Below are 23,030 nucleotides of genomic sequence, written 5' to 3'. Positions count from 1 at the left end.
CGCCGCGCGACTTTCGGCGGGCTGGTCAGCCGCCCCTCAGCCTTGCCGACATCTTGCGCGGCCAATCCTGCAAGTCCTTCGTCAGCCAGCCCCCCTTCTGGCGGGAAGTGAGCTTTTTCAGTTCCGTCGCCGCCCTTTGGCTGCTCACCTGTTCCGCGATCAGGGCCTTGTAAACCCGGTCGGCGGACTTGCGTCGCCGCACTGCATCGCCCGCATCGGCAAAGGCTTCCGCGAAGTCGAGAAATTTTCCTGCCTGCCTCGCTAGCCAGCCCGCTTCGGCCGGTGCGTCGCTGCCGGTATTGGCATCGTGTCCTTCGAACTGCCGAAGCTGGTCGTCGACCCGCGCTTCGAGCGCGTCGAGCTGCGCTAAGGAAATGGCGGGAACGTTGTCGATCCGCTTGCGCAGGTCCGCGACGGCCTCGCGCACCGCCCGCTCGCTCAGCGCACCATATTCCTGGAACGAGGCGAGAAACCGGTACCCGCGCTCGACCATCCCAGGGTCTTCGTCGCGCAGCTGGTCGCAGGCCTTCGAGGCCGACTCCCACGCCTGCCAGCGATACACCCAGTCGAGGCCTGTGCCTTTGATGTTCTGCATCCCCATGATGCGGTTGACGAGGCCCGGCGGTGTCTGGTCGGCTACCAGCCGGACAATCATCTCTCCCTTCATGTAATAGTCGAACACCGGGACCAACTTGGCCTTGAACGCCTTGTGAAGGAGTTCGCGTACCGCAGCGTCGTTGCCACGGCCTGCGCGCACGTCTTCGGCCAGCTTCACATATTCGGCATGGAACCCCGCATGGAGGTCAAAGTGCGCGGCAATCCCTTCCGCGTGCGGGACATCGAGCTGCCCCAGCCTGGCTGCCAGCCCGCCAACCCTGGAGGCTTCGCGCAGGACAGCGCCATCCACACCCGGAGCCACACCGGCAACCATCGCCGCGAGCAACCCATCGAGCTCTTCTTGCGTAACGGCGATCCGCTGGTGCTTGGCCAGTTGGACCAACTTCGTCGACGGGTCGATTTCCTTGTCTTCCAGCGTCAGCTGGCTGGAGTAAGCCTCCCATTCCTCGTCGATGAAGCCCAGCAGCCCTTCGATGTTCGACCCGATAAGTACGTGCCGGTCGGCCGCCACATCGTTCACCAGCATCCGTGCAAAGACCCGGCTGCGCGGCACGCGGTCGGCGCGGTTGTTGACGATGGTCGAAACGAAAATGCCCGGATCTCGCCCGAGATCGTGGTCGATGAAACCCATCCGGGTCCAGTTGCCCATCGCCCCGAATCGTTCGTTGGCCGACATGCCCATCACGAATTCCAGGGTACGGCCGTTGATGCGCGAACGCGGATAGGTCTTGAGCACACCGAGGTCGGCCACCACCCGGTCGGACATTTCCTTGATGCAGAAATCCGCCTCCAGCCCCAGTTCCGCCCCCATCGCGGTCACCAGCGCGATATTGTAGGGATGCTCTTCGTAGGGGAAGCGATCGAGCAGGCTCTGGTGGATCAGCCCCGCCTCCTTCCACGTCACCGCCTGCATCCGCGTGCCGGCCTTTTCGGCTCCTTCGGCGAGGATCGGCAACATTTCCTCTTCGGTCGTCAGCAGGAAGGAATCGTGCGGGATGAACTGGCACATGACTTCGGGGATGTTGCGGCCTGCCGGCCCCTGCACATCCTCGTGGTCGGGATAGGTGTTGGTGATGGTGCCGATATCGTCGCGCATCCAGTCCTGCTGCAGGACCTTCACATAGGAGGGGTTGAGACCCATGCACTCCCACAGGAACACCCGCGTCTTGAGCCCGTCGCTTGTCCTTAGCAACTGGTACTGTTCCCAGATCGTCGCCTTGTCATAGGGGCGGAACAGGAACATTTCGGTCAGGTCGCCGAATGGCGTTCCCAGCAGGAACATGGCTTCGCAGCCGGTTGTCTTCGAGACTATCGATGGCCCCAATGCATTGATGAGGCCTGCCTTCAACCGCTCCGTCCCCGACTTCCCTCTTGTACCCCACCCGCCAAGCGATAGCGGCAACCGGCTGCGCAGCCGCCGGGCGTGCCAGCCGAGTGCTACGTGACGCCCGAAAAACCACAGGCTGGCGAGGACCAGGAATATCGCCAGTTCGAGCAGGTTGTTTTCGTAGACGGTTGAAAAATAGGCGAGCGCCCGGTCCCACAACACTGGGATCGCGGAGAATGCACCGCCGATGCCGAACAGCTTGACCACGCGCGGATTAGCGGCGGCGGCTCCATCCCCATAGGGGCGGAAGGCGATCGTGAGTCCAAGCTGGCGAAGCGCCTCGAGATAGGCCTGGGGTTCCCGGTTGCGCTGGGCCGCGAGCCGCGGGAAATCGCGCGAAATCCGCCAGAAGGCGCGTCCGCGGCGAAGTATGCCGGCCGGAGCCTCGATCCGGGTAATACCGGCGCTGGTGAAAATCTCTGCCGCGCCGCCCTTGTCGAGAACCGCGAGCGCCTGGTCAAGAAGCGGAAGATAGTTTCGCCACCCCCCTTCGGCGCTCTCGAACAGCGGCTCGCCCGGCACCTTGGTCGGCGCGAGTTCCGACATCCGGCCGCTGGGTGCCCAGATCGAGCCGTAGTAATGGCGGCCGATGGCGTGGTGGAATGCCTGACGCTTGTCGGTTGCACTGTTGCGCCCTTCGAACAGGATGCGCCAAAGCCGCCGCTTGAAGAGCTCGCCGCGCTGCAGGCCGGGAAAAAGGCCGGTCTGGAGCGACAGGCCGAAGTCGCGCTGCGCGATGACCGCCATGACGCGCCCGACTGTCTCGGGGTGTGACTCGAGATAGGGCTTCAGGTCGCGTGCGCGGCGGATCGTGCCTTCGCGCTGGCCATCGATCTCGATGCTGATGATCCCAGCGATTTCCAGAGCTGCATCATCGTTGGCCAGCCAGATGCGCTCGCGCGCCTCGTCCAGCCAGCGGAGAACCTTGCCGGATTCAGTTCGTCCTTGCAGTCCGTCCAGCGACGCGAGCAGCCGCGCCGCCGCATCTCCCAGCTCGGGCCGGTCGTGCTCGCGCAGCCAGCCCATGGTGGCCGCTGCGGCATCGAGCGCGATTCGCAGCACGAACTCGTCCTCGTCATGGGCAAGGACCCGGCAAACATGCGCCACATAGGTCATCGGCCCGACATGGGGCAGGATGGGGCGCGGATCGGCAAAGATGGCCGCCCGCACCTGCCGGTCCCGATCGACCCTGAGGCGGGTCAGGAGGCCCTTGGCCGTATCGACCGGCAGATGCTGCAAGCCCTCGGCAAAGACCTGCCGTACCGCCCCGTCACGGCTGTTCGACAACACCGGCACATAACGGGCAAACCGGGCGGAACGATGATAATTGCGGCACACCACGCGGACCAGGTGTCGCTGGACGAACAGAGCCTTGTCACGCTGGCCGGGGGTACGAACCTCCAGCTCGGCGGCAAGGCGGCGGTCGATCACCGAAGGCAGCGATTCCGGCGAAAGTTCGAGCAATGCATCGATGGCCTCGCATTGCGTCCACACGGCTTCGCTCTCGTCCAGGCACACCCGCCTTGTCGCGCTGAGGAGACGATCGAACCAAGGCTCGGAGGGCTCGTGATCGAGTGCTGCGGCGAGCATCCGGACGCACCGATGCGCCCCAAGCCTGACGCGCGGATCACCCGGCCAGCCACGCATGCGCTCCAGCAGCGGCAGGAACACGTCGCGAAAGAAGGCACTGTTGCCTAAACTGCTGTCTTCCACCAGCGCGTCGGCCGATGCTACGCCGAGGCGGTCGAGGCCGTAGGCCAGGGCGCGCTCGCGCTCGCCAATCCGCTTGCCGAACCGCTCCAGCACCGCGTCGCTATCGAAAAAGGCGTCGAACGCCTGTGCATCCTTGCGCAACTGCCTGGGCGTGGCGCCGATCTGTTCCGCAAAGGCCAGCACTGCCGCACGTTGTTCCGCATCGTCCAGCGCATTTGCCATACGGGCCTGGAAGGATGCCTCGGCCCGGCCGAGTGCCGCAATTGTTTCCGCCTGCCGCTCGCAATAATGCGCCAGCACCTCCGCATGGCGGCGCGCCGGCAAGGCCGCCGCGCGATCGTCCGCATAGGCTAGCACCTCGTCGCGCAGATCGTGATAGATCGGCGCGAGCTTCGGCGCGTAGCCGCGCTCGAGCCGCGCGGCGAGATCGGCCTGCGGCGCCGGGGTCATGCAGCCGGCCCCGCCAGGCATTGCGCGAAGCGTTGGCGCAAGCGACTGTCGCCGGCCAGCCGCCCGCGCAGTTCCAGCGACATTTCAATGTGGGCGAAACCGTCGAAACCCATGCCGCGCAGGGCCTCCCCCTGTGCATTGCGCAAAGCGCCGAGCTCGCCTGCCTCATGGGGAAACACCAGCACCGGCAAGGGATCGAGCGTCACGCTCAGGCAATCGGCAAGGTCGAGCAACACGGAGCCGGGCGTCATGGTGCCATCGGACAGGATTACAGCTGCGTCACGCATCGCCTTGGTGTCACGCCGGGCACGGTCGAAGCCATGCAACTGAATGATCCGCCCCTCCGGAAACCGGCGGGCGAAGGCCGTCGCAAATGCAGTAAAGGCATGCCCGGGCTCCCGGGCAAGATCCAGCGCATGGGGGCAGGTTTCAGTGGGGTATCGCGGTGCCGAATTCCATCCGGCTGCGGCGGCCCCGGTTTCGAGAAACAGCCTGGCAGCGATCGTCCCGGTATGGCGGTCCGAGCCGCGATGCGGCGCCGTTATGGCAAGCGCGGTGGCAGGAGGCTGGCGGAAGAGATAGATTCCGCGACCCCGGCAATCGTCCGCCGGCTCGGCATAGACTGCGCCGCTCCATCCACCCGATGCCGGCGTCCGCACCAAGCCTGCAGATTGCTCGAGCGCTGCGGCGGGCGCCATTCCGGCGAATTCGGCAGCGAACATGTTCTCGCTTGCGGCGAAGCTTGCACTGTCGGGGCTCGCAATGCCGATGGCAGTGCGAAGCGGCGGCAGGAGCGCGGCAGCAAGACCCGTAGTCAATCCCACAATGACGACGCCGGCGATGACATGGCTGCGCTTCACTCCTCGATCTCGCCAGCAGGCGGACGGCGTGTGCCTTCGTACAGCACAAGCGCGCGATAATCGCGCCCTGCAACGCCGGCCGGTCCGAGCGGGCGCCACATATTGGTGGACAGGTTGGCGATCTCCCCGGCCGTCAGCATGTCCGATGGAAATGCATTGGCAGCGGCCATTCGGACCCGTTCCTCGTCGCTGCGGCGGCGGAAAGACGTCGCGGCCTGCGAGGCAAGCAGGGGCTGGCGTTCGTAGACCCTTATGTCGACCGAGTTTATGCGCGGATCCGCCCCCACCAGCCGCCATTCCGATCGGACCACGGGTCGAGGGGGCGCAATGACGACATCGTCGAGCCCAGCGACCAGCTCCGGCCTGTTGCGGAAAAACCGCCAGTTCTCGCCTGTCGCATAGACTAGGTCGGGCGCGTCGGAATGAAGGTCGAATTTTTGTCGCAAGGCTTCCTGTCCGGCGCCGTCGAAGAGGCGGAGCTCTATGGCGTATGCGAATCCGTCGGGCGCATTGCGCCAGCGCGGCGCGACCGCAGCAAGGGACAGCATCCTCACCCGCTCAACCGGTTGCGTGAAGAAGAATGTGAGCGGTCTGGTTTTATCGAGCCGGTAGACCAGGGACCGGCTATCGATATCGGCATCGACCGTGGTGGAGAACTGCGCCTCCGCGAGATAGCCCCGGATTGCCGGCCCAGAGACGAGCCCGACGGCTGCGGCGGCAAGCAGGAGAACGGCCGCAAGGCCTGTGCGGACGAGGGTGGCCAGGCTCATCGGCGCAATTCCGGATCGGAATCGGGAGGCGGCGGGGCCGGCACCGGCGGCGGGGGCTGCACCATAACCCACGCAATGACGTAGCGGCGCGGCGCCACCTGCTCTAGATAGCGCAAGGCAGTCGAGGTCCGCCTTTCGAAGCCAGCCCATGCAGCATCGGTACCCGCCAGGTCCGAACGCAGCCCGGCCGAGCGGAAGGCCGAGACGATCGGCAGGAATTCGCTATCGGGCGGCCCCACGACGTCGCGGGCAACCACGATATCATCCCCCCGCGAGCGGCGCAGCGCGGATAGCGGGGCGGCGCGGAGCTGGACGAGGGATATCTCCTCGCTCGGCCGCTGACGCCGCGCAACTTCCTGCCAGATGACATCGAAACTGGTCCGGGAAGAGCGGAAGAGCGAGTCCGTCCTGCTTGCGACCAGCAGGCTGTCGGCCTGCCATTCGCGCGCCAGCACGGCCGCCGCCCGCGCCGCGAAAGGGTTGGCGGCATCGCGATAGGCAAGGATCGTTTTTTGAAGGGCCGCGCCCTCTGCGAAGAAGGCATATCCCTCGTCGCGGAACGGGGCATATAATCGCCAGTGCGCCCGCCCGCCCAAGCGGCACCTGTCGAGGTCGAAACCGCCAAGAGCCGCAGCCGCCCGGGCCGAATCGGGTGGCGGTCCGTTTTCCACCGCGGCGAGCAATGGTGCAGCGATTTCGTAGCGGAGAAAGGCGAGCTGACGCATCCTGCGCCAACCGTCGGAAACATTGCCGGCCGAGGGCATCGTGCAGGGCGCGGTGACTGTAGCAGCGGCGTTCGCAGGCAAGGCCGAGCGCGCCAGGTCCGATACCGCCGCCTGGTCCAGCGTCAGCACCGCCTCGTCGCCTTCCACTTCGCCGGGCAAGGGGGTCAGCGAGATCTCCAGCGCGGGGATGGACCGTCGCAGGGTCGCAAGATCGACCACTTCGGCAGAACGCCCGGCAAAGATCGCCCGCGATGAGTCCCCGGGTGCGGCCGCCCTTATCGACAAGACCGGCATTTCGGTCGCACTGCGGAATACATCGGTCGCCCCGGGATCGCCGATCGCGGCCGGAGCGGCCGCCGCACCCAGGACCAGCCAGCGCGCCCCTTCCCGCCGCTGCAGCTGCAGCGCAGCCAAAGCAAGGCCCGGAGCCGCAGCAGGATCTGCAGCCACGATCGCAAGTCGCCGCGCCCCGGCCGGGTCGTATACGAGCATCTCCCCGCCGCCCGGGCCTTCGCGCGAAATGGCAAAGCGGCCACCCTCCACCTGCTGCACGCGCCAGCGCCCGGCAGTAAGATCGAGTTGCGGGCCGGTTTCCGGCGCGCCTGCTTCGAAGATCTCGATCAGCCCCGTCAACGTTTCGGCGTCGGCGGGCGTCAGCGGCTCTCTGTCGCCGCGGACCTTGTGCAACCAGGCATTCCCGACCGAACCCACCAGCAGCGCGTCGAGGCGAGGGGAAGCCGACGATCGGCTTGCCGGAGGAGCAGCGACCATGGCGCCCGTTTGGGCACGGGTAACCGCAGCGGACAGGCCGAGGCCGATGAGGTTTCCGAGCACGGCGCCCCCGAGGCTTACCTGCAAGGTCGAACGCGCGAGGCGAGGGAAGATGTTCTTGTCATGCGCCTTGATCGCGATGAGCGTAGAAAGCAGGTAACCGAAGCCGTAGAAGTCGGTAGTCTTGACGTCGAAGCCCCACCAGACGATCACCCACCCGACGAGCATTTTCCAGGCGAAGCTGATGTTGAAGAACAGCAGCAGCTTGCGTCCCCCTTCGATGGTGGCATTCGCCAGCATGGGCAGGCGCAGGACCAGCCGCGCGAGGAAATAGATGACGATCGCCTCGGCGAAGGAGGTGAGGACCTTGGTTGGCTGGTACCACTGCAATGCGATCAGTGCGGGGATCAGGATACCCGAGAAATCCCAACCGTAGCGGACGTTGAAGTGGCTCGCGAGCATCGCGGTCAGCACCAGGATTATATAGGCTTTCGGGCTGGCAAGGATCGAGCTGGCGATGCCTTCGTAGAGGTAACTCACTCCGCTGATGCGAAAATTGGTAAGTTCCATCAAGCCGTAGCGCACGATCAGCGCCGTCAGCCCGATCGTGACCGCGGCCGCCAGCAGGCCGCGCCCCAGCCCGGGTTTCCAGAATTGGTTGGCAAGCAGCGAGATGATGACGAGGCCAAAGCTCTGGAGATTGTCGTTCCAGTCGAACCGGCGGTCGAAATTCTCCTGCAGCCAGTCGGCCAGTAGCGGCAGTAGATAGCCGTCGAAGGACAGGCGCACCGCGATGCTCGCTAGGATCAGGCCCATGAACCGGTCGCGCCCGAACAGCGCCGGAAAGCGGCCGCGGCTCAACTTTTCCGAGAACGCCCAGACAAGAAGGTACGTAAGCACGGCCTCGACGACGATAACGGCTGCGGCGGCGGGTTTTACGATAAGCAGCGGGACGAGATAGCCCGGCACGACGAGACCCGACAGGACCCAGCCGAAGCGCAGGTTGAAGAAGCACAGGACGAACACCCCGACCCACACGGTGGTTATAACCGAGCTGGCAAGGCCGCCGTCGGGAAACAGGGGAAGCGGGAAGATATCCATCCGCCGCTTTATCCGGCAGCGGCGAGCGCCCTGCCCACGCGCTCGACAAGGCTGGCGGGCTGGACCGGCTTGCGGGCGATGCCCACAACACCGAGCGCGCGGTGTTGCTCGGTGAGGGTTTCGTCCACCGCCGAGGAAATCACCAGTATCGGCGGCGCGGGGACTCCGCGTTTTTGCGTACGATCATGAAACAGCCGCAAGAACTTGATCCCGTCCATGCGTGGCATGACGATATCGAGGATGATGAGATCGAACGACCGGGTTTCGAGCGTTTCCAGCGCCTCGGCCCCGTCGGGTGCGCTGGCAACCACGTAACCTTCGAGCTCCAGTGTCAGTTGCAGCAGCCCGCTGAGGATCGTGTCATCATCGACGATCAAGATTCGCTTCATGCCTAGCCGATCCGTTTGAGGTCGATATTGAATCCGAAACCGTCGGCTTCGCGGCCCCAGTAGGATACGGATGCATCCCACTGCACTGCCAGCGCCATCCCTTCGGCAATCGCACCGAAGTCCCCGGCGGTTTCGTTGTCATGGTGCGACAATAGCTGCAAGAGCCGCTCCAAGGCGATGCCGAAGCCACCGGATATCCGGATATGAGTGCGCCCCTCCACCTCCTGCAGGATCAGCCGCACCGCATCGCCCTGCGGAGTATCGGCAATCAGCACCCGCAGCATGGCCTGGATCATGGCGCCCAGTGCAATCGGTTCGGCCACGGTGAACCCCGAGGCGCCCGGCAGATCGGCCTCGACCCGAACGCCCAGTTCTTTGGCAAAGGAAGTCGACCTGTCGATGGCTTCGGCGACCACCGAGGCCGCTTCGAAGGGATAGCAGGCCCCTTCGAGCGTAAAGGTGTCGCGGCGCACCAGGTCCGCCACTTCATCGAGCCGGCCGACGGCGCGGCGGGTCGAGTCCGCGATGCGTGCAACGATCGGGGCAAGCTTGTCCGCCGTTACCCTAGGATCGGCGGCGAGCTGGGCGCCCAGCATGATCGCTTCGAAATCGTTCCGCAGTTGCAGGTCCATGAAACGGGCGACCGCCTGGCGCAGGTCGGCTGCACGATGCAGTTCGGAAACATCGACGGCTTCCAGCACGATAACGCGCTCGCGCGCTCGCACCATGCGGGCGGGCGCGGCTATGCGGAACATCCGCTCTTCAGGCCCGATCCGGCGCATGGGGACGCGCATCTCGCCGCCATGCAGCAGCAGTTGCTGGATGATGGCATCGATCTTGTCCCCTTCCAGCTCGGTCAGCTTAGCAAGAGCATCCGACAGCGAGGTTTCGGTAACGGTCAGCCCGGTCTGGCGGCAGATCTCGCGCATCGGGCCGTTGGCGTGGATCGGCGATCCCACCATGTGGAATACCATCACTGCGGTCCCGATGGTGTCGAAGCCGTGGCTAATCTGGTCCGAAGAATTGGAAAGCAGCGAAATCGCGCTCGCAACCTTGTCGTCGATCGGGGCGAACCAGTGATCGTGGCGCTGGCGGGCATTGAGGTTGGCCCGCCAACGGAACAATTCCCGGAACGAGGCAGCAATGGCGCGGACCAGCATGGCCGATTTGCGGCGGGCGCTCGATTCGGGAAGGGTGAACAGCCAGAAAAGGTCCCGCTCCGTCCCGCCGAGCCAGGTCATGCGCACCATTCCGTCCCAGCCCTGGACCAGGTTTCCTGCGGCCAGCATGACTTGGCGGCCCCTCAGGCGGTCGAGGAGCGACACCAGATCCCGGGATGAAAGCGCGATGTCGTCCGCGCTGGCGCCATGGACGTGGAGGACACTAAGCGAACCATCGGTCTTCTGCTCGAGGACAAGGCTGCGGCCCACCCCGGCGAGCCGCGCGGCATTCGAGAGGAGATCGGGCAATCGCGCTCCTTCCCGCAACACCGATCGGCCGAAGGCATGCTGCACCGCCCGTGCCGCCGTCGCCTCGAGACGGCGATCCTGCGCCTGTTCGCGGGTCAGCATGCGCAGGAAAGTCACAATCCAAGGGAGCAGCGTAAGGGCGGTAAGCGGCAGCATCCGGCCAGCGAACAGCAGGGCAATCCACGCAAGCCCCATCACGCAGAGAGTTACGAGCGAAGGGACGATCAGGGCCAGCCGCTTGGGATCGATCCGGTGATAGGTGATCGCGAGGATTGCACCTAGCGCAGCAAGGATGAGCCAGGCCTGCCAGGCGCTTGCTGGGAAGACTGCATTGCCGCTGCGTAGGGCCTGAACGGCGAGTGCGCGGAACTCCGCTTCGCTGGTTTGCCGTGCAGCAGGTGAGCGCGGCGTCGTCAGCGACCCGCGCATCGTGGCGGGCGTCACCACGATGGCGACTGTGCCCTCCAGCGTCCCGCGGGCGAGATCGCCTGCGATCACCTGGCTCGCGGAGATGACGGGCAGGCTCTGGGAGCGGGGCATCGGGATATAGAAGCTGCCGTGGCCAGCGGCTATCGAACCGGCCAATCGCGCTTCGAAGGTTGCAAGACGGCCATCCCTACCGGCGAGAGAAAGCAACTGGCGGCGGTATATGCCGTATTCGGCCGGCGCCATGATTCGAGCAGCCGGCTCGATGGCGGCCGCAGACCGTCCCTCCACCAGCTCCCATGTGTTTCGCCCGGGCAGCCGCCGGGCGGGCACCGCCTCGACGATACGCCCACGCATCGATTTGCCTACAGGGCCCGGGCGCGGAGCGAGGTAGCCGACCTTTTCTGCGCCCAGCCGGGCGAGTCCGTCCTCCAGCAGGATGAACCGTGCCGGACCGGACTGCGCGAAGCGTTCGTCGGTTTGAACCATTACCACGGCGGGAACGCTGCCCGAAGCGCGGGTGGATGCCAGATCGAACAATTGGCCGTCCACGATACGGAAAACACCGGCCTGGTGCAGCGTACCGAGGACGACGACCACCAATGCCGTACTCACCCAACTGCCGATGCCCTCTCGCGCGAGCATGCGCAGGAGGCGGCGGGTAAGCTGCATCGGCTTGCGGAAACGCATGGCTTTCACACCGTCTTCTGCACGGCGACGGGGGCGGCGAGAGTTGCGCGGCGCAACTTCATGGTCTGAAGCAGTCGCGAGGAGCATGCGGAGTGCCGGAGAAGCGAGCTCCCGTGATCAGCATTCCCCATCATCCCCAACCCGCTACCAGCTATCGGCCCGGGGTCAGCGGACCCTGCGGACTTTGCGAGGGTCCGGACTAGCGCGACATGGTTAACTTGGGGTTAGTTTCCGAGGGATTTCGTGCTGGCCTTAGACCGTATCCAGCATTGCCATGGAGCAAGTCAAATATCTGAATTATCTATCAAATATCGCCCCCGGTAAGCCGCTGGCAGATCAGATCGAGTTGATCCAAGGTGCGATAGCGGATCGTGACGACGCCGGAACGGGGATCGGGATCGGTCTTGATCTTGACCGGCAGGCCGAGAAAATCCTCGAGATGGCCCTGCACAGCGGCGATATCGGCATCCTTCATCGGATCGCTGCTGGCAGCGGTGCGCTTGCGCACGGTTGCGCGGCTGCTGCCCTGGCGGACCCGCTTTTCGATGTCGCGCACCGACATCTTCTGCGCCACCGCCTCGCGGGCGAGACTGCTCGCCTCCTCATGGCCTACGAGAGCGCGGGCGTGACCCATCGACAGGGCGCCTTCCTCGACCATTGCGAGCACGTCGGCCGGGAGCGAAAGCAGGCGCTGGAGGTTCGCGACGTGGCTGCGGGATTTGTCGACCAGCCGGGAAATTTCGACCTGGCTCATGCCCTCGACTTCCGACAGCCGGTGGTATGCGCGCGCTTCCTCGATCGGGTTGAGGTCCTCACGCTGGATATTCTCGATCAGCGCGAGAGCCATGACCTCGCGGTCGTCCAGTTCGCGGACGATGGCCGGGATCTGGTGGAGGCGCGCCTTCTGCGCCGCACGCCAGCGCCGCTCCCCCGCGACGAGCTGGTAGGTGCCCTCGCCCTTGGGACGCACGATGATGGGCTGGATCACGCCGCGCGCCTCGATCGATGCGGCGAGCTCGGAAAGGGCATCCTCGTCGAAACGGGTGCGCGGCTGCCCGGGAAGCGGCGTAATCCTGGAAACCGGGATTGTCGCCAGCCCGCTTGCGGGCACCGGTGCCGGGGCAGTCGCGTCGTCGGCTGCGGCGACAGAGGTTACCAGCGGCTCTTCGCGCCGGGTTTCGCCCATCAGCGCGCCCAGCCCGCGACCCAGGCGTTTCTTGGCATCCGCCGGACGCGGGGCGGTAATGCGGATCGGATCGGTCGGGCGGTCACTCATGCTGCTTTCCTCTGCTCGGGAAGGCGACCGATCAGTTCCCGCGCCAAGGCCATGTAGGCGCGGCTACCGGCGCAGGAGTGGTCGTAGACCAGCGCCGGCAACCCGTGGCTCGGCGCTTCCGACAGGCGCACATTGCGCGGGATAACCGATTGAAAAACCAGTTCTCCGAGGCAGTCCCTGACATCGTCCGCGACCTGGTCGGTCAGGCGGTTGCGCCGGTCGAACATCGTCAGTGCCACGCCGATGATGCCGAGATCGGGGTTGAAGCGCTGTTGCACGCGCTCCACCGTCTGCAGCAACTGGCTCAGGCCTTCGAGCGCGAAGAATTCGCATTGCAGCGGCACCAGCAGCGTGTCGGCGGCGCTGAGCGCATTTAGCGTCAACAGGCCGAGCGATGGCGGGCAGTCGATGAAACAGATCTGGTGTTCGCCGTAATCCGCCAGCGCCTGGCGCAGGCGGTCGGTGCGATCTTCGATCGAAACCAGCTCGACTTCCGCGCCGCTGAGATCCTGGGTTGCGGGCACGATATCGAGGCCGGGGATGCTGGTTGATGAAATACATTCGCCGACAGGGGTATTGTCGACGAGGAGATCATAGCTCGACATTTCGCGGTCGGCGGCACCGACGCCCAGTCCGGTGGAGGCATTGCCTTGCGGATCGAGGTCGATCAGCAGGGTTTTCCAGCCGGTTGCAGCCATGGCCGTGGCGATATTGATCGCCGTGGTGGTTTTGCCGACCCCGCCCTTCTGGTTGGCGACCGCGATGACGATCATTGTGCTGCGCCCTTCCCTTTGACTGTGCCGTGCCCGACCAGGATGGCCGCCTCGGGATCGGTTGCCGATTGTTCCACGTGGAACAGTCTTTGCCACTTCCCGCTCACTCCCTGCAATTCTAGCGCGGCGGACCGCCCCTTGGGCAAGACCCATAAGGTGTCGGCGGTGGAAAACCTTGCGGACAAGCGCAGGAGTTTATCGAGCGGCGCAAAGGCCCGTGCCGATATGACACGCGCCGGCGGGCCTTCGAGCATCTCCAGCCGCGTGCCGGCGACAGAACAATCCGAAAGCACCAGCCTCGCGATCATCGCCTCCAGCCATTCGATGCGCCTCTTGCGCGATTCGACCAGCAGGACGCGCACTTCCGGGCACATCGCCGCGATCACGAGCCCCGGGAAGCCCGCACCTGCCCCCAGGTCCATCCAGAGCTGCCCGTCCAATGTTCCACGTGGAACATGGTCTAGCAATTGCGCGCTATCGGCAATGTGCCGTTGCCAGACATGGTCGAGCGAAGCCGTCGAAACGAGGTTCTGGCGCTGGTTTTCCTCCCGCAGCGCGACGATGAGCCACTCGAGTCGTTCCATCGCAGCGTCGTCGCAGCGTTGCGCGACAAATTCGCGCGCCTCCTGTTCGCTGGCAATCACGCCGCCTTGCGCCCCAGTTTGCGGGCATGGACGAGCACCACGGCCAGGGCGGCAGGCGTCACGCCGGGCACACGCCCTGCGGCTGCGAGCGTCTCCGGCCGCGCTTGCGACAGGCGTTCGATCATCTCGTTCGACAGTCCCGGCACCTCGGCGAAGGCAAAGTCGGGTGCGAGCGCCACCGATTCGTTCGCGCGCAATTCACGCAGTTCCGCCTCCTGCCGCGCCAGATAAGGGGCATAGGCCGCCTCTTCCTCGATCTCGCTCACCAGTTCGGTGTCGCCGGGCAATCCGGGCAGCAGCGGAGCGAGCGAGCCGAGGGTAATCTCGGGAAAGCGCAGCCAGTCTCGCAGCGTCATGCGCCCGGCGTCGACCTTCACGCTGTGGCCGAGCGCGTTCATGTCGTTCGCACTGGCGGTCGCATCGAGCGCCCGATCGATCTCCGCACGCTGCGCCTGCCGTTCCCCGAACCAGCGCCGCCGCTCTTCGCGCACGCAGCCCAGTTCCAATGCCAGCGGCGTGAGCCGCGTCGACGCGTTGTTGGCGCGCAGCCGCAGGCGGTATTCCGCGCGCGAGGTCAGCATGCGATAGGGCTCCGTGACGCCCTGCAGCGTCAGGTCGTCGACCATGACCGCCATGTAGCTGTTGGCCCGGTCGAGCGCGGGTGCCGCCCGCCCCTGCACCGCGCAGGCGGCGTGAATCCCCGCCACCAGGCCCTGCGCCGCCGCTTCTTCATAGCCCGTGGTGCCGTTGATCTGCCCCGCGCAATAGAGCCCGCGGACATCCTTCAGCTCCAGCCCGCTGGTGAGCGCGCGCGGATCGATATGGTCATATTCCACGGCATAGCCGGGCACGACCATTTCCACGTGGGACAGGCCGTCCATCGCCCGGAGCATACCGAGCTGCACATCCGTCGGCAGCGAGGTGCTGATGCCGTTGGGGTAGACCAGATGCGTACCCAGCCCCTCGGGTTCCAGGAAGACCTGGTGCCCGTCGCGGTCGCCGAAGCGGTGGATCTTGTCCTCGATAGAGGGGCAATAGCGCGGCCCCGCCGCCCCGATCGCGCCCGAGAACAGCGGCGAACGGTCGAGATTGGCGCGGATGATGTCATGCGCCCGCGCGTTGGTGCGGGTAATGGCGCAGAATACCTCCGGATTGGTCCGGCGCGGGGTGATGGCCGACATGGTCCACCCTTCCCCGTCCGAAGGCTGCTCCTCGAGCGCGGCCCAGTCGATGGTCCGTCCGTCGAGCCGCGGCGGCGTGCCCGTCTTGAGGCGCGCCATCGGTAGATCCAGCGCATACATCTGCCCGGCCAGGCGCGATGCAGCGCTCTCGCCGATCCGCCCCCCGGTCAGCCGTTCCTCGCCGCGAAACAGTCGGCCGCCGAGAAACGTGCCGGTACACAGGATCACGGCCTCCGCTTCGAGCGACGCACCGTCGCCGAGCTCGATTCCCGTGACCCGGCCGCCCGAGAAGCGCAGCGCCGCCGCCTCGCCCGCAACGACAGTAAGATTGGGTTCCGCCGCGACAATCGCCTGCACCGCTGCCTGGAACAGCCTACGGTCGGCCTGCACCCGCGGCCCCCACACGGCGCTGCCCTTGGAACGGTTGAGCATCCGGTAATGGATCGCCGCCGCGTCGGCCGCCCGCGCGATCACCCCGTCGAAGGCATCGACCTCGCGCACCAGATGGCCCTTGCCCAGCCCGCCGATGGCCGGATTACAGCTCATCGCCCCGATCTTGCCGGGCTCGAAGCTGACCAATGCCGTGCGCACACCCATCCGTGCAGCGACGCAGGCCGCCTCGACGCCGGCATGTCCGCCGCCGACCACGATGATGTCGTAGGTGTGCATGCGGCGCCCCATACAGGCTAGCGCCTCTGGTCGCCACCCTGTTTCACGTGGAACATCCGCCCGGCGGGACTACTTCCCGATGCAGAATCGTCCGAACAGCGCGTCGAGCATATCCTCGGTCGTGGCGCGGCCGATCAGGCGGTCGAAGGCTACGCGGGCCGCGCGCAGGCGTTCTGCCGCGACCAGAAGGTCGAGATCCCGGTCGATCCCGTCGAGTGATTCGCGCGCCTCCGCCAGAAGGGCATGCTGGCGGTTGTTGATCGCCGCCTCGCCGGGTCTGGGAAGCAACTGCCTTGCAGTCTCGACCAGCATCTCGACCAGGTGGTCGACGCCTTGTCCGGTCCTTGCCGACAGCGTCGCTTTCGGATCTCGCTTTGCCGGATGCGCCGGATCGTCGGCCATGGGCTCGATTTCCCACGCCCCGCCCGGTCCCTCGCCCTCCGGCCCCAGCCACAGCACGATGTCGGCCTGCTCCAGCGCGGCGCGGGCGCGGTCGATCCCGATGGCCTCGATCGCATCGTTGCCGCCCTCGTGGATGCCGGCGGTATCGACGAGGGTGAAGGGTATGCCGGCGAGCGCCACCGGCCGCTCCAGGATATCGCGCGTAGTGCCCGCTATGGGCGACGTGATGGCCGCCTCGTTTCTCAGCAACGCATTGAAAAGAGTGGATTTGCCAGCGTTTGGCGGGCCCGCGAGAACAACCCGCACGCCGTCGCGCAAGCGTTCTACCCGGGGACGCGCCAGCCAGCCCGCGATGTCGTCGCGGAGAGTGCCCACGGCATGGAAGAAGGCGGCATTCAACCCGCCCACGTCGTCCTCATCGTCGAAATCGAGTGCGGCCTCGACCTGCGCCGCCAGCCCGAGCAGACGCGAGCGCCAGTCTTCGAACTGCGCGGACAGCGTGCCGCCTGCCGCTGCCTGCAGCACCTGCCGCTGCAACTCGGTCTCGGCAAACAGCAGGTCGGCCAGTCCCTCGGCCTCGGCGAGGTCCATGCGGCCATTGGCGAAAGCGCGGCGGGTAAACTCGCCCGGTTCCGCACGGCGCAGTCCCGGCATGGCGAGCAAGGCCCGTTCGACCGCGGCGACGACGGCCCTGCCCCCGTGGCAATGGAATTCCGCACAATCCTCGCCGGTCGCGTTGTGCGGGCCGGGCAGCCAGAGTACCAGGGCCTCGTCCAGGATGGCGCCTGCCGCATCGCGCAAGGTCCGCAGACTGGCGCGACGTGCTTCGGGAAGCCGGCCGCAGAGCGTTTCCAGGGCCGCAGCCGCGCCGCTCCCGCTTACGCGGACCACGGCTATGGCGGCAGGCGGCGCCCCGCTCGACAGCGCGACAATCGTCTCGGCTATCTGTTCCACGTGGAACCGGTGGCTCAGTCGTCGTCCTTCTTGGCATTGCGCATGGCGCTGGCGGCCATGCTGCCTTCGACGAAGTTCTGGAACATCTTCAGGCCTACCTGCCCCATCGGCGCCATGGCTTTCGCCATTTCCTGAAGCTGGTCGGGGTTGGTCACACCCTTCATCGCCTTGGCCATCGTGTCGACATAGACGCTGTTGGCCTTGCTGACGTCGGGCAGGCCCATGAAGCTCCGCGCCTCTTCGGGCGTGCAGTCGATCTCGATATTCACCTTCATGGCCATTCCTCCCGCGAGTCGCGCCTGTGCGCCTATCCTATTTGGGCCACGAATTGGATTTGCCAAGCCGCCTGTGCAAGCGATAGGCCATCGCGCAACGAGTCAACGCCAGGAGAGCCCCCCATGTCCGAATACGCCACCATCGCCTCGCACTATGGCGAGCACAGCTTCAAGGCCTATGTCGCGAGGCCCGCCGGTGAACCCAAGGCGGCGATCGTCGTGATTCAGGAGATTTTCGGGGTGAACCCGGGGATCCGGCAGAAGTGCGACCTGCTGGCGGGGCAAGGCTACCTCGCCGTCGCGCCGGACCTGTTCTGGATGCTGGGCGACGATATCGAGCTCGATCCCGACGTGCCCGAGGAATTGCAGCAAGCCTTTGATTACTTTGGCAGGTTCAATCCCGACGACGGGATCAAGGACATCGAATCGACCATCAAGTGGGCGCGCGAGGAAACCGGCGGCAAGAAGGTCGGCGCGGTCGGTTACTGCCTCGGCGGCAAGCTCGCCTATATGACCGCGGCGCGCACCGATGCCGATGCCTCGGTCGGATATTACGCGGTCGGCGTGCCCGATATGCTGCGCGAGGCCCATGCGATCGCCAACCCGCTGATGCTGCACATCCCGACCGCAGACGGCTTCGTCGATGCCGAGGCGCAGAAAGCCATGCACGAGGGGCTGGACGATCATCCGCGGGTGACGCTCCACGATTACGAAGGCCTCGACCACGGTTTCGCGACTCAGTTCGGCAATCGCCGGGACGAGGCTGGCGCACAGCTGGCCGATTCGCGCACCGACGCCTTTTTCGCAGAACACCTGGCCTGAGGAGGACCCCGCAATGAGCAGCACCAATCCCGGCCTTGCCAAATGGCACGACTACATGGCCAACCGCGAAGGCTCTGCCGACGGCCTCGCGCAGGTGCTGCACGAGGACTGCGTGTTTCACTCGCCGGTGGTCCATACCCCGCAGCGCGGCCGGCCGATTGTCACCGCCTATCTGATGGCGGCGGCAAATACCCTGGGGCAAGGCGACTTCCGCTATGTCCGCGAGATGGCCGACGGCAACCATGCGCTGCTCGAATTCACCACCACCATGGACGGAATCCACGTCAACGGGATCGACCTCATGAGCTTCGACGAGGACGGCATGATCGTCGATTTCAAGGTGATGGTGCGGCCGCTGAAGGCGGTGAACAAGGTGTGGGAGCAGATGGCGGCGCAGCTCGCCGCGGCAAAGGGCTAGAGCATCGCCGTGACGAAGGCGAACCTCTCGCCGACCGGCAGCTGGGGAAGGTCGACCGGGTCGTAGCCGTAGCGCCGCCACGCTGCCGTCACTGCCCGGTCGCTGGCGACCGCAGCGTCCCAGTCCTGGATACGTTCGCTGTCCTGCCGGTAGATCCCCGCCCAGGCGGGTGCGCGGAATATCGGCCCGCCATAGCGGAACTCCCTGCAGGCCCGGTCGATAGCGGCTGGAACCGGCAGGCCCGACACGTCGAGGAATCCGGCCACGTCGGGCAGGCCCCGGTCGAACAGCACGACCCCGCCGTGCCCGGCAAAACGCTCGAACTCGCAGACATGGGCCTCGGTCATCGCTTCGGCGAATCCCAGCGGATCGTCCGCCCGCAAGGCCATCCCGCCCGGCTCGCGCAGCAGGGCCCGGGCAACTTCAGGCGATGTCGGCCAGCCTGCCTCCGCGGCAGCCTCCAGCAAGGCGGTCTTGCCTGCCCCCGGTGCACCGGTCAGCACGGCGAACCGGTTGGCAGGCACGGTCAGTTCAGCAATGCGAAGTTGAGAATGATCCGCCGCACGAGCGGGTCGAGGCCCGCAGGCAGTTCCTCCTCGAGACGGGCGCGCCGCGCCTCACCCGGGTCGCCAAGCGCAATGCGCTTCATCAGCCAGTCGGGGCACGCCCGCTCTGCGGCAGGCTCGTCATACAAGCGCGAGATGCCATGATGCCTGCCGTCCGACGTGATCCGGCGCATGATCCAATGCAGGTCGTCGCCCTCGCCTTCGAGCAATTGCAGGAAATTGCGTCCGTTGTAGAGCAGCAGCCCGGTCACATTGCGTGCGGCATTGTTGCGCTGGCACGATTCGAGGATCGCGGACACGTCGCCCGGATCGAGGTGCTCGGCGGTGCTGATGTAGACGTATTGTCGCATGGTCACTACCCTCCCCCGAGCAATCGATCAGCGCCGCCTATGCGGAAAATCACCCGATATCAATAGGCTGATTGATCCTGTCCAAGGCAACCCTACTGGTTCATTGTGTCGAAGAAGTCCTCGTTGGTCTTGGAATCCTTCATCTTGTCGAGGAGGAACTCCATCGCGTCGACCGTGCCCATCTGCATGAGGATGCGGCGCAGCACCCACATCTTGGAAAGCTTGTCCTTCTCGACCAGCAGCTCTTCCTTGCGGGTGCCGCTCTTGCCCACGTCGAGCGCGGGGAAGATGCGCTTGTCGGCGACCTTGCGGTCGAGCACGATTTCCGAGTTACCGGTGCCCTTGAACTCTTCGAAGATCACCTCGTCCATGCGGCTGCCGGTATCGATCAGCGCGGTGGCGATGATGGACAGCGAACCGCCTTCCTCGATATTGCGGGCGGCGCCGAAGAAGCGCTTGGGGCGCTGCAGGGCGTTGGCATCGACACCGCCGGTCAGCACCTTGCCCGAACTGGGCACCACGGTGTTGTAGGCGCGGCCGAGGCGGGTGATCGAATCGAGCAGGATCACCACATCGCGCTTGTGCTCGACCAGCCGCTTGGCCTTCTCGATCACCATTTCGGCGACCTGGACGTGGCGCTGCGCCGGCTCGTCGAAGGTCGAGGAGATCACCTCGCCCTTCACGCTGCGCTGCATGTCGGTGACTTCCTCGGGCCGTTCGTCCACCAGCAGAACCAGCAGGAACACTTCCGGGTGATTGTCGGTGATCGCCTTGGCGATGTTCTGCAGCAGCACGGTCTTGCCGGTGCGCGGCGGGGCGACGATCAGCGCACGCTGGCCCTTGCCCTGCGGCGAGATGATGTCGATCACCCGTGCGCTCTTGTCCTTCACCGTCGGGTCGACCGTGTCGAGGATCAGCTTGCTGTCGGGATAGAGCGGGGTGAGGTTGTCGAAATTGGTCCGCAGCCGCACCGCGTCGGGATCGTCGAAATTGACCGCCTTGAGGCTGGTGAGCGCGAAATACCGCTCGCCTTCGCGCGGGGCGCGGATCTCGCCTTCGACGGTGTCGCCGGTGCGCAGGCCCCATTTGCGGACCTGGTTCGGGCTGACGTAGATGTCGTCGGGCCCGGCGAGGTAGTTCGCCTCAGGGCTGCGCAGGAAGCCGAAGCCGTCCTGCAGCACCTCGATGGTGCCGATGCCCATGATCTGTTCGTCGTACTCCTCGTCCTCGGCCAATTCGCGCAGGATGCTGAACAGCAGGTCCTGCCGGCGCATGGTCGACGCGCCTTCGACACCGAGTTCCTCGGCCATCGAGACGAGCTCGGCCGGGGTTTTCGCTTTGAGGTCTCTGAGATGCATAATCGTGTCCCTTGGGGGAAATATGAGAGTTCGGCCGGCCGGTCTTATCGGGCTTGGAGAAAGCGAGACGGGGCCAACGCGTCGTGGACGCGGCGTGCCCGGGCCAGTGGCCCTAGCAGATACGGATGGGGCCGACGCGCGTCAATCGGGGAATCGAGCGGTCCGACTGCCGCTCAGAACGGCTTCACGATGACCAGGATGACCACGACGATCGCGATCAGCGCCGGCACTTCGTTCAGCAGCCGCAGCTGCCGCTCCGCCAACGGCCGTTCGCCGCGGGCCATTTTCTTCGCCGTCGCGCTCATCCAGCCGTGATAGCCGCTGAGGATCACCACCAGCAGCAGCTTGGCATGGAACCAGCCTTGCGAGAACGCCCCGATGCTGACAGCCAGCGCGAGGCCGAGCACCCACACCAGCACGATGCTGGGCACGAGGATAACCTTCGACAGGGTCCGGGTCCGTTCGGCCCACAGGGCTTCCTCCTCCGATCCCGCGGCGCTGGAATGCATGTACACCATCTGGCGCGGCAGGATGAACAGGCCGGCCATCCAGAAAATCATGAAAATGACATGCCCGGCCTTGAGCCAGTAATAGGTCATCGCGAGGAATTCTTGCATGCTGCCCCTTTAGCCGTCCGGCTCATCCCTGCCAATTGCGCACCGTCGCCACCAGTTGCTCGACATGGGCGATCGGCGTGTGCCGGTCGATCCCGTGGCCGAGATTGAACACATGGGGGCGGGCCTTCAGGCTTTCCAGGATGAATTCGGCCCGCCGCGAGAGCTGCTCGCCGCCGGCGAGGATCAGCAGCGGATCGAGATTGCCTTGTACCGGCATCCCTTCGGGCAGCACGCGGTCGGCCCAGACCGGATCGATCGTCTCGTCGAGTGCCATGGCATCGACGCCCGTTTCCGTCGCATAGGCCGGCAGCTTGGCCCCGGCGCCCTTGGGAAAGCCGATAACCGGCACCTCCGGCCGCGCCGCCTTGAGCGCGGCGACGATACGGGCATTGGGGGCGATGACCCAGCGTTCGAACTGATCGGGCGCGAGGCTGCCGGCCCAGCTGTCGAACAGCTGCACCCCTTCGGCGCCGGCATCGATCTGGCCAATGAGATACTCGACAGTCACGTCGACGATGGCATCAACGATCGCCTGCAGCTTGCCAGGATCGGTATAGGCCATGCTGCGCGCCGCCTGCTGGTCGCGACTGCCCTCGCCCGCCACCATGTAGGTCGCGACGGTCCAGGGGCTTCCGGCAAAGCCGAGCAGGGTCGTTTCCTCCCTAAGCGCTGCCCGGCATAGCCGGACGGTCTCGTAGATCGGGTCGAGATGATGCTTCGCGCTGACCATTCCTTCCAGCTCGCTGTCCTCGAGCTTCGGCGACAGGTGCGGCCCTTCGCCGACGAGGAACTGCAGGTTCTGGCCCATCGCGTGCGGCACGATGAGGATATCGGAAAACAGGATCGCCCCGTCGAAGCCGAAGCGACGGATCGGCTGCAGGGTGATCTCGCAGGCCGCCGGACTGTCGTATACGAGCTCGAGGAAACCGCCCTTCTCGGCCCGCAATTCGCGATATTCCGGCAGGTACCGGCCTGCCTGCCGCATGAGCCAGAGTGGGGCGCGTTCGCCGCGTGTGCCGCGCAATGTATCGAGCAGGAGACCAGGCATCGGTTCGGGAATCCAATCAGTAATTATATTTATAAGAAGGATGATGGAGTCAGTTGGCCCTGTGGAAAGCGGGCATAAGCCCTGCCTGCCCGATTTCTCCCGGGCTTGCCACCCCCAACCGCAAGCGCGACTCCGCACAGGCCTTGAGTCAAAGCAAACTTCTCCCCGATATCCCCAGCCTGCGGATAAGGCGCGCCACCTGTCCATATCCCGCTTGGCGGAATCGCGGACAGCGGGGGTGGAATCCCATGCCCTGCTTGTCCGCCAATCCATCCCGTGGTTTATGCCGGTGGTTCTCCACAGCCCGG

General features: G+C 65.5%; 19 protein-coding genes. 2 read left to right on the top strand and 17 right to left on the bottom strand.

The window, feature by feature from the left end; genetic code table 11:
* Positions 1-25: 25 nt before the first annotated feature.
* The 12 genes from WAB17_RS06190 to WAB17_RS06135 all read right to left on the bottom strand — a co-directional run bounded on the left by WAB17_RS06190 (position 26) and on the right by WAB17_RS06135 (position 17,543).
* Positions 26-4,168, bottom strand: a complete 4,143-nt coding sequence (locus WAB17_RS06190) for a hypothetical protein (RefSeq protein ID WP_435419141.1) — start codon at positions 4,166-4,168, stop codon at positions 26-28.
* Entirely contained in the window at positions 4,165-5,028 is an 864-nt protein-coding gene (locus WAB17_RS06185) for a hypothetical protein (protein ID WP_435419140.1), read from the bottom strand. Before WAB17_RS06185 ends, WAB17_RS06190 begins: the two co-directional genes overlap by 4 nt.
* Positions 5,025-5,798: a hypothetical protein gene (locus tag WAB17_RS06180; RefSeq protein WP_435419139.1), complete on the bottom strand. Its 774-nt coding sequence runs from the start codon at positions 5,796-5,798 to the stop codon at positions 5,025-5,027. The genes WAB17_RS06185 and WAB17_RS06180 overlap by 4 nt, the downstream gene beginning before the upstream one ends.
* The gene (locus WAB17_RS06175; RefSeq protein ID WP_435419138.1) at positions 5,795-8,395 is read right to left on the bottom strand and encodes a poly-gamma-glutamate biosynthesis protein PgsC/CapC; all 2,601 of its coding nucleotides are present in this window, start codon (positions 8,393-8,395) and stop codon (positions 5,795-5,797) included. The genes WAB17_RS06180 and WAB17_RS06175 overlap by 4 nt, the downstream gene beginning before the upstream one ends.
* Positions 8,396-8,403: 8 nt before the next feature.
* Positions 8,404-8,784: a response regulator gene (locus WAB17_RS06170; protein WP_435419137.1), complete on the bottom strand. Its 381-nt coding sequence runs from the start codon at positions 8,782-8,784 to the stop codon at positions 8,404-8,406.
* 2 nt (positions 8,785-8,786) lie between these two features.
* Positions 8,787-11,369, bottom strand: a complete 2,583-nt coding sequence (locus WAB17_RS06165; protein WP_435419136.1) for a hypothetical protein — start codon at positions 11,367-11,369, stop codon at positions 8,787-8,789.
* A gap of 304 nt (positions 11,370-11,673) precedes the next feature.
* Positions 11,674-12,645, bottom strand: coding sequence for a ParB/RepB/Spo0J family partition protein (locus WAB17_RS06160; RefSeq protein ID WP_435419135.1), 972 nt, complete (start codon positions 12,643-12,645; stop codon positions 11,674-11,676).
* Entirely contained in the window at positions 12,642-13,418 is a 777-nt protein-coding gene (locus tag WAB17_RS06155) for a ParA family protein (RefSeq protein ID WP_435419134.1), read from the bottom strand. The genes WAB17_RS06160 and WAB17_RS06155 overlap by 4 nt, the downstream gene beginning before the upstream one ends.
* On the bottom strand, positions 13,415-14,062 hold the full coding sequence (rsmG, locus tag WAB17_RS06150) for a 16S rRNA (guanine(527)-N(7))-methyltransferase RsmG (protein ID WP_435419133.1): 648 nt from the start codon (positions 14,060-14,062) through the stop codon (positions 13,415-13,417). Before rsmG ends, WAB17_RS06155 begins: the two co-directional genes overlap by 4 nt.
* Positions 14,059-15,912, bottom strand: coding sequence for a tRNA uridine-5-carboxymethylaminomethyl(34) synthesis enzyme MnmG (gene mnmG, locus WAB17_RS06145; RefSeq protein ID WP_435419132.1), 1,854 nt, complete (start codon positions 15,910-15,912; stop codon positions 14,059-14,061). The genes rsmG and mnmG overlap by 4 nt, the downstream gene beginning before the upstream one ends.
* A 69-nt stretch (positions 15,913-15,981) precedes the next feature.
* A complete protein-coding gene (gene mnmE / locus WAB17_RS06140; RefSeq protein ID WP_435419343.1) occupies positions 15,982-17,259 on the bottom strand; it encodes a tRNA uridine-5-carboxymethylaminomethyl(34) synthesis GTPase MnmE in 1,278 nt (425 codons plus the stop codon).
* Between the two features lie 23 nt (positions 17,260-17,282).
* Positions 17,283-17,543, bottom strand: coding sequence for a DUF6489 family protein (locus WAB17_RS06135; protein WP_435419131.1), 261 nt, complete (start codon positions 17,541-17,543; stop codon positions 17,283-17,285).
* A gap of 123 nt (positions 17,544-17,666) precedes the next feature.
* Between WAB17_RS06135 and WAB17_RS06130 the strand changes: the two genes are divergently transcribed.
* Both WAB17_RS06130 and WAB17_RS06125 read left to right on the top strand, forming a co-directional pair.
* The gene (locus WAB17_RS06130; RefSeq protein WP_435419130.1) at positions 17,667-18,365 is read left to right on the top strand and encodes a dienelactone hydrolase family protein; all 699 of its coding nucleotides are present in this window, start codon (positions 17,667-17,669) and stop codon (positions 18,363-18,365) included.
* Between the two features lie 13 nt (positions 18,366-18,378).
* Positions 18,379-18,783 carry a nuclear transport factor 2 family protein gene (locus WAB17_RS06125; protein ID WP_435419129.1) on the top strand — a complete coding sequence of 135 codons (405 nt, stop codon included), beginning with the start codon at positions 18,379-18,381 and terminating at the stop codon, positions 18,781-18,783.
* Here the strand turns inward: WAB17_RS06125 and WAB17_RS06120 are convergent.
* The 5 genes from WAB17_RS06120 to hemE all read right to left on the bottom strand — a co-directional run bounded on the left by WAB17_RS06120 (position 18,780) and on the right by hemE (position 22,722).
* Entirely contained in the window at positions 18,780-19,307 is a 528-nt protein-coding gene (locus WAB17_RS06120) for an AAA family ATPase (protein WP_435419128.1), read from the bottom strand. The two genes, WAB17_RS06125 and WAB17_RS06120, sit on opposite strands and share 4 nt — an antisense overlap.
* Positions 19,308-19,309: 2 nt before the next feature.
* Positions 19,310-19,699, bottom strand: coding sequence for a BLUF domain-containing protein (locus tag WAB17_RS06115; RefSeq protein WP_435419127.1), 390 nt, complete (start codon positions 19,697-19,699; stop codon positions 19,310-19,312).
* Positions 19,700-19,791: 92 nt separating this feature from the next.
* Positions 19,792-21,057, bottom strand: a complete 1,266-nt coding sequence (rho, locus tag WAB17_RS06110) for a transcription termination factor Rho (RefSeq protein WP_435419126.1) — start codon at positions 21,055-21,057, stop codon at positions 19,792-19,794.
* 173 nt (positions 21,058-21,230) lie between these two features.
* Entirely contained in the window at positions 21,231-21,674 is a 444-nt protein-coding gene (locus WAB17_RS06105; protein WP_435419125.1) for a CopD family protein, read from the bottom strand.
* Positions 21,675-21,696: 22 nt separating this feature from the next.
* Positions 21,697-22,722, bottom strand: a complete 1,026-nt coding sequence (gene hemE / locus WAB17_RS06100; RefSeq protein WP_435419124.1) for a uroporphyrinogen decarboxylase — start codon at positions 22,720-22,722, stop codon at positions 21,697-21,699.
* Between the last annotated feature and the right edge of the window lie 308 nt (positions 22,723-23,030).

The sequence above is a fragment of the Parerythrobacter aurantius genome, assembly GCF_045291475.1.
Lineage (GTDB): Bacteria > Pseudomonadota > Alphaproteobacteria > Sphingomonadales > Sphingomonadaceae > Parerythrobacter > Parerythrobacter aurantius.
This window is presented reverse-complemented; position numbering and strand designations above follow the sequence as displayed.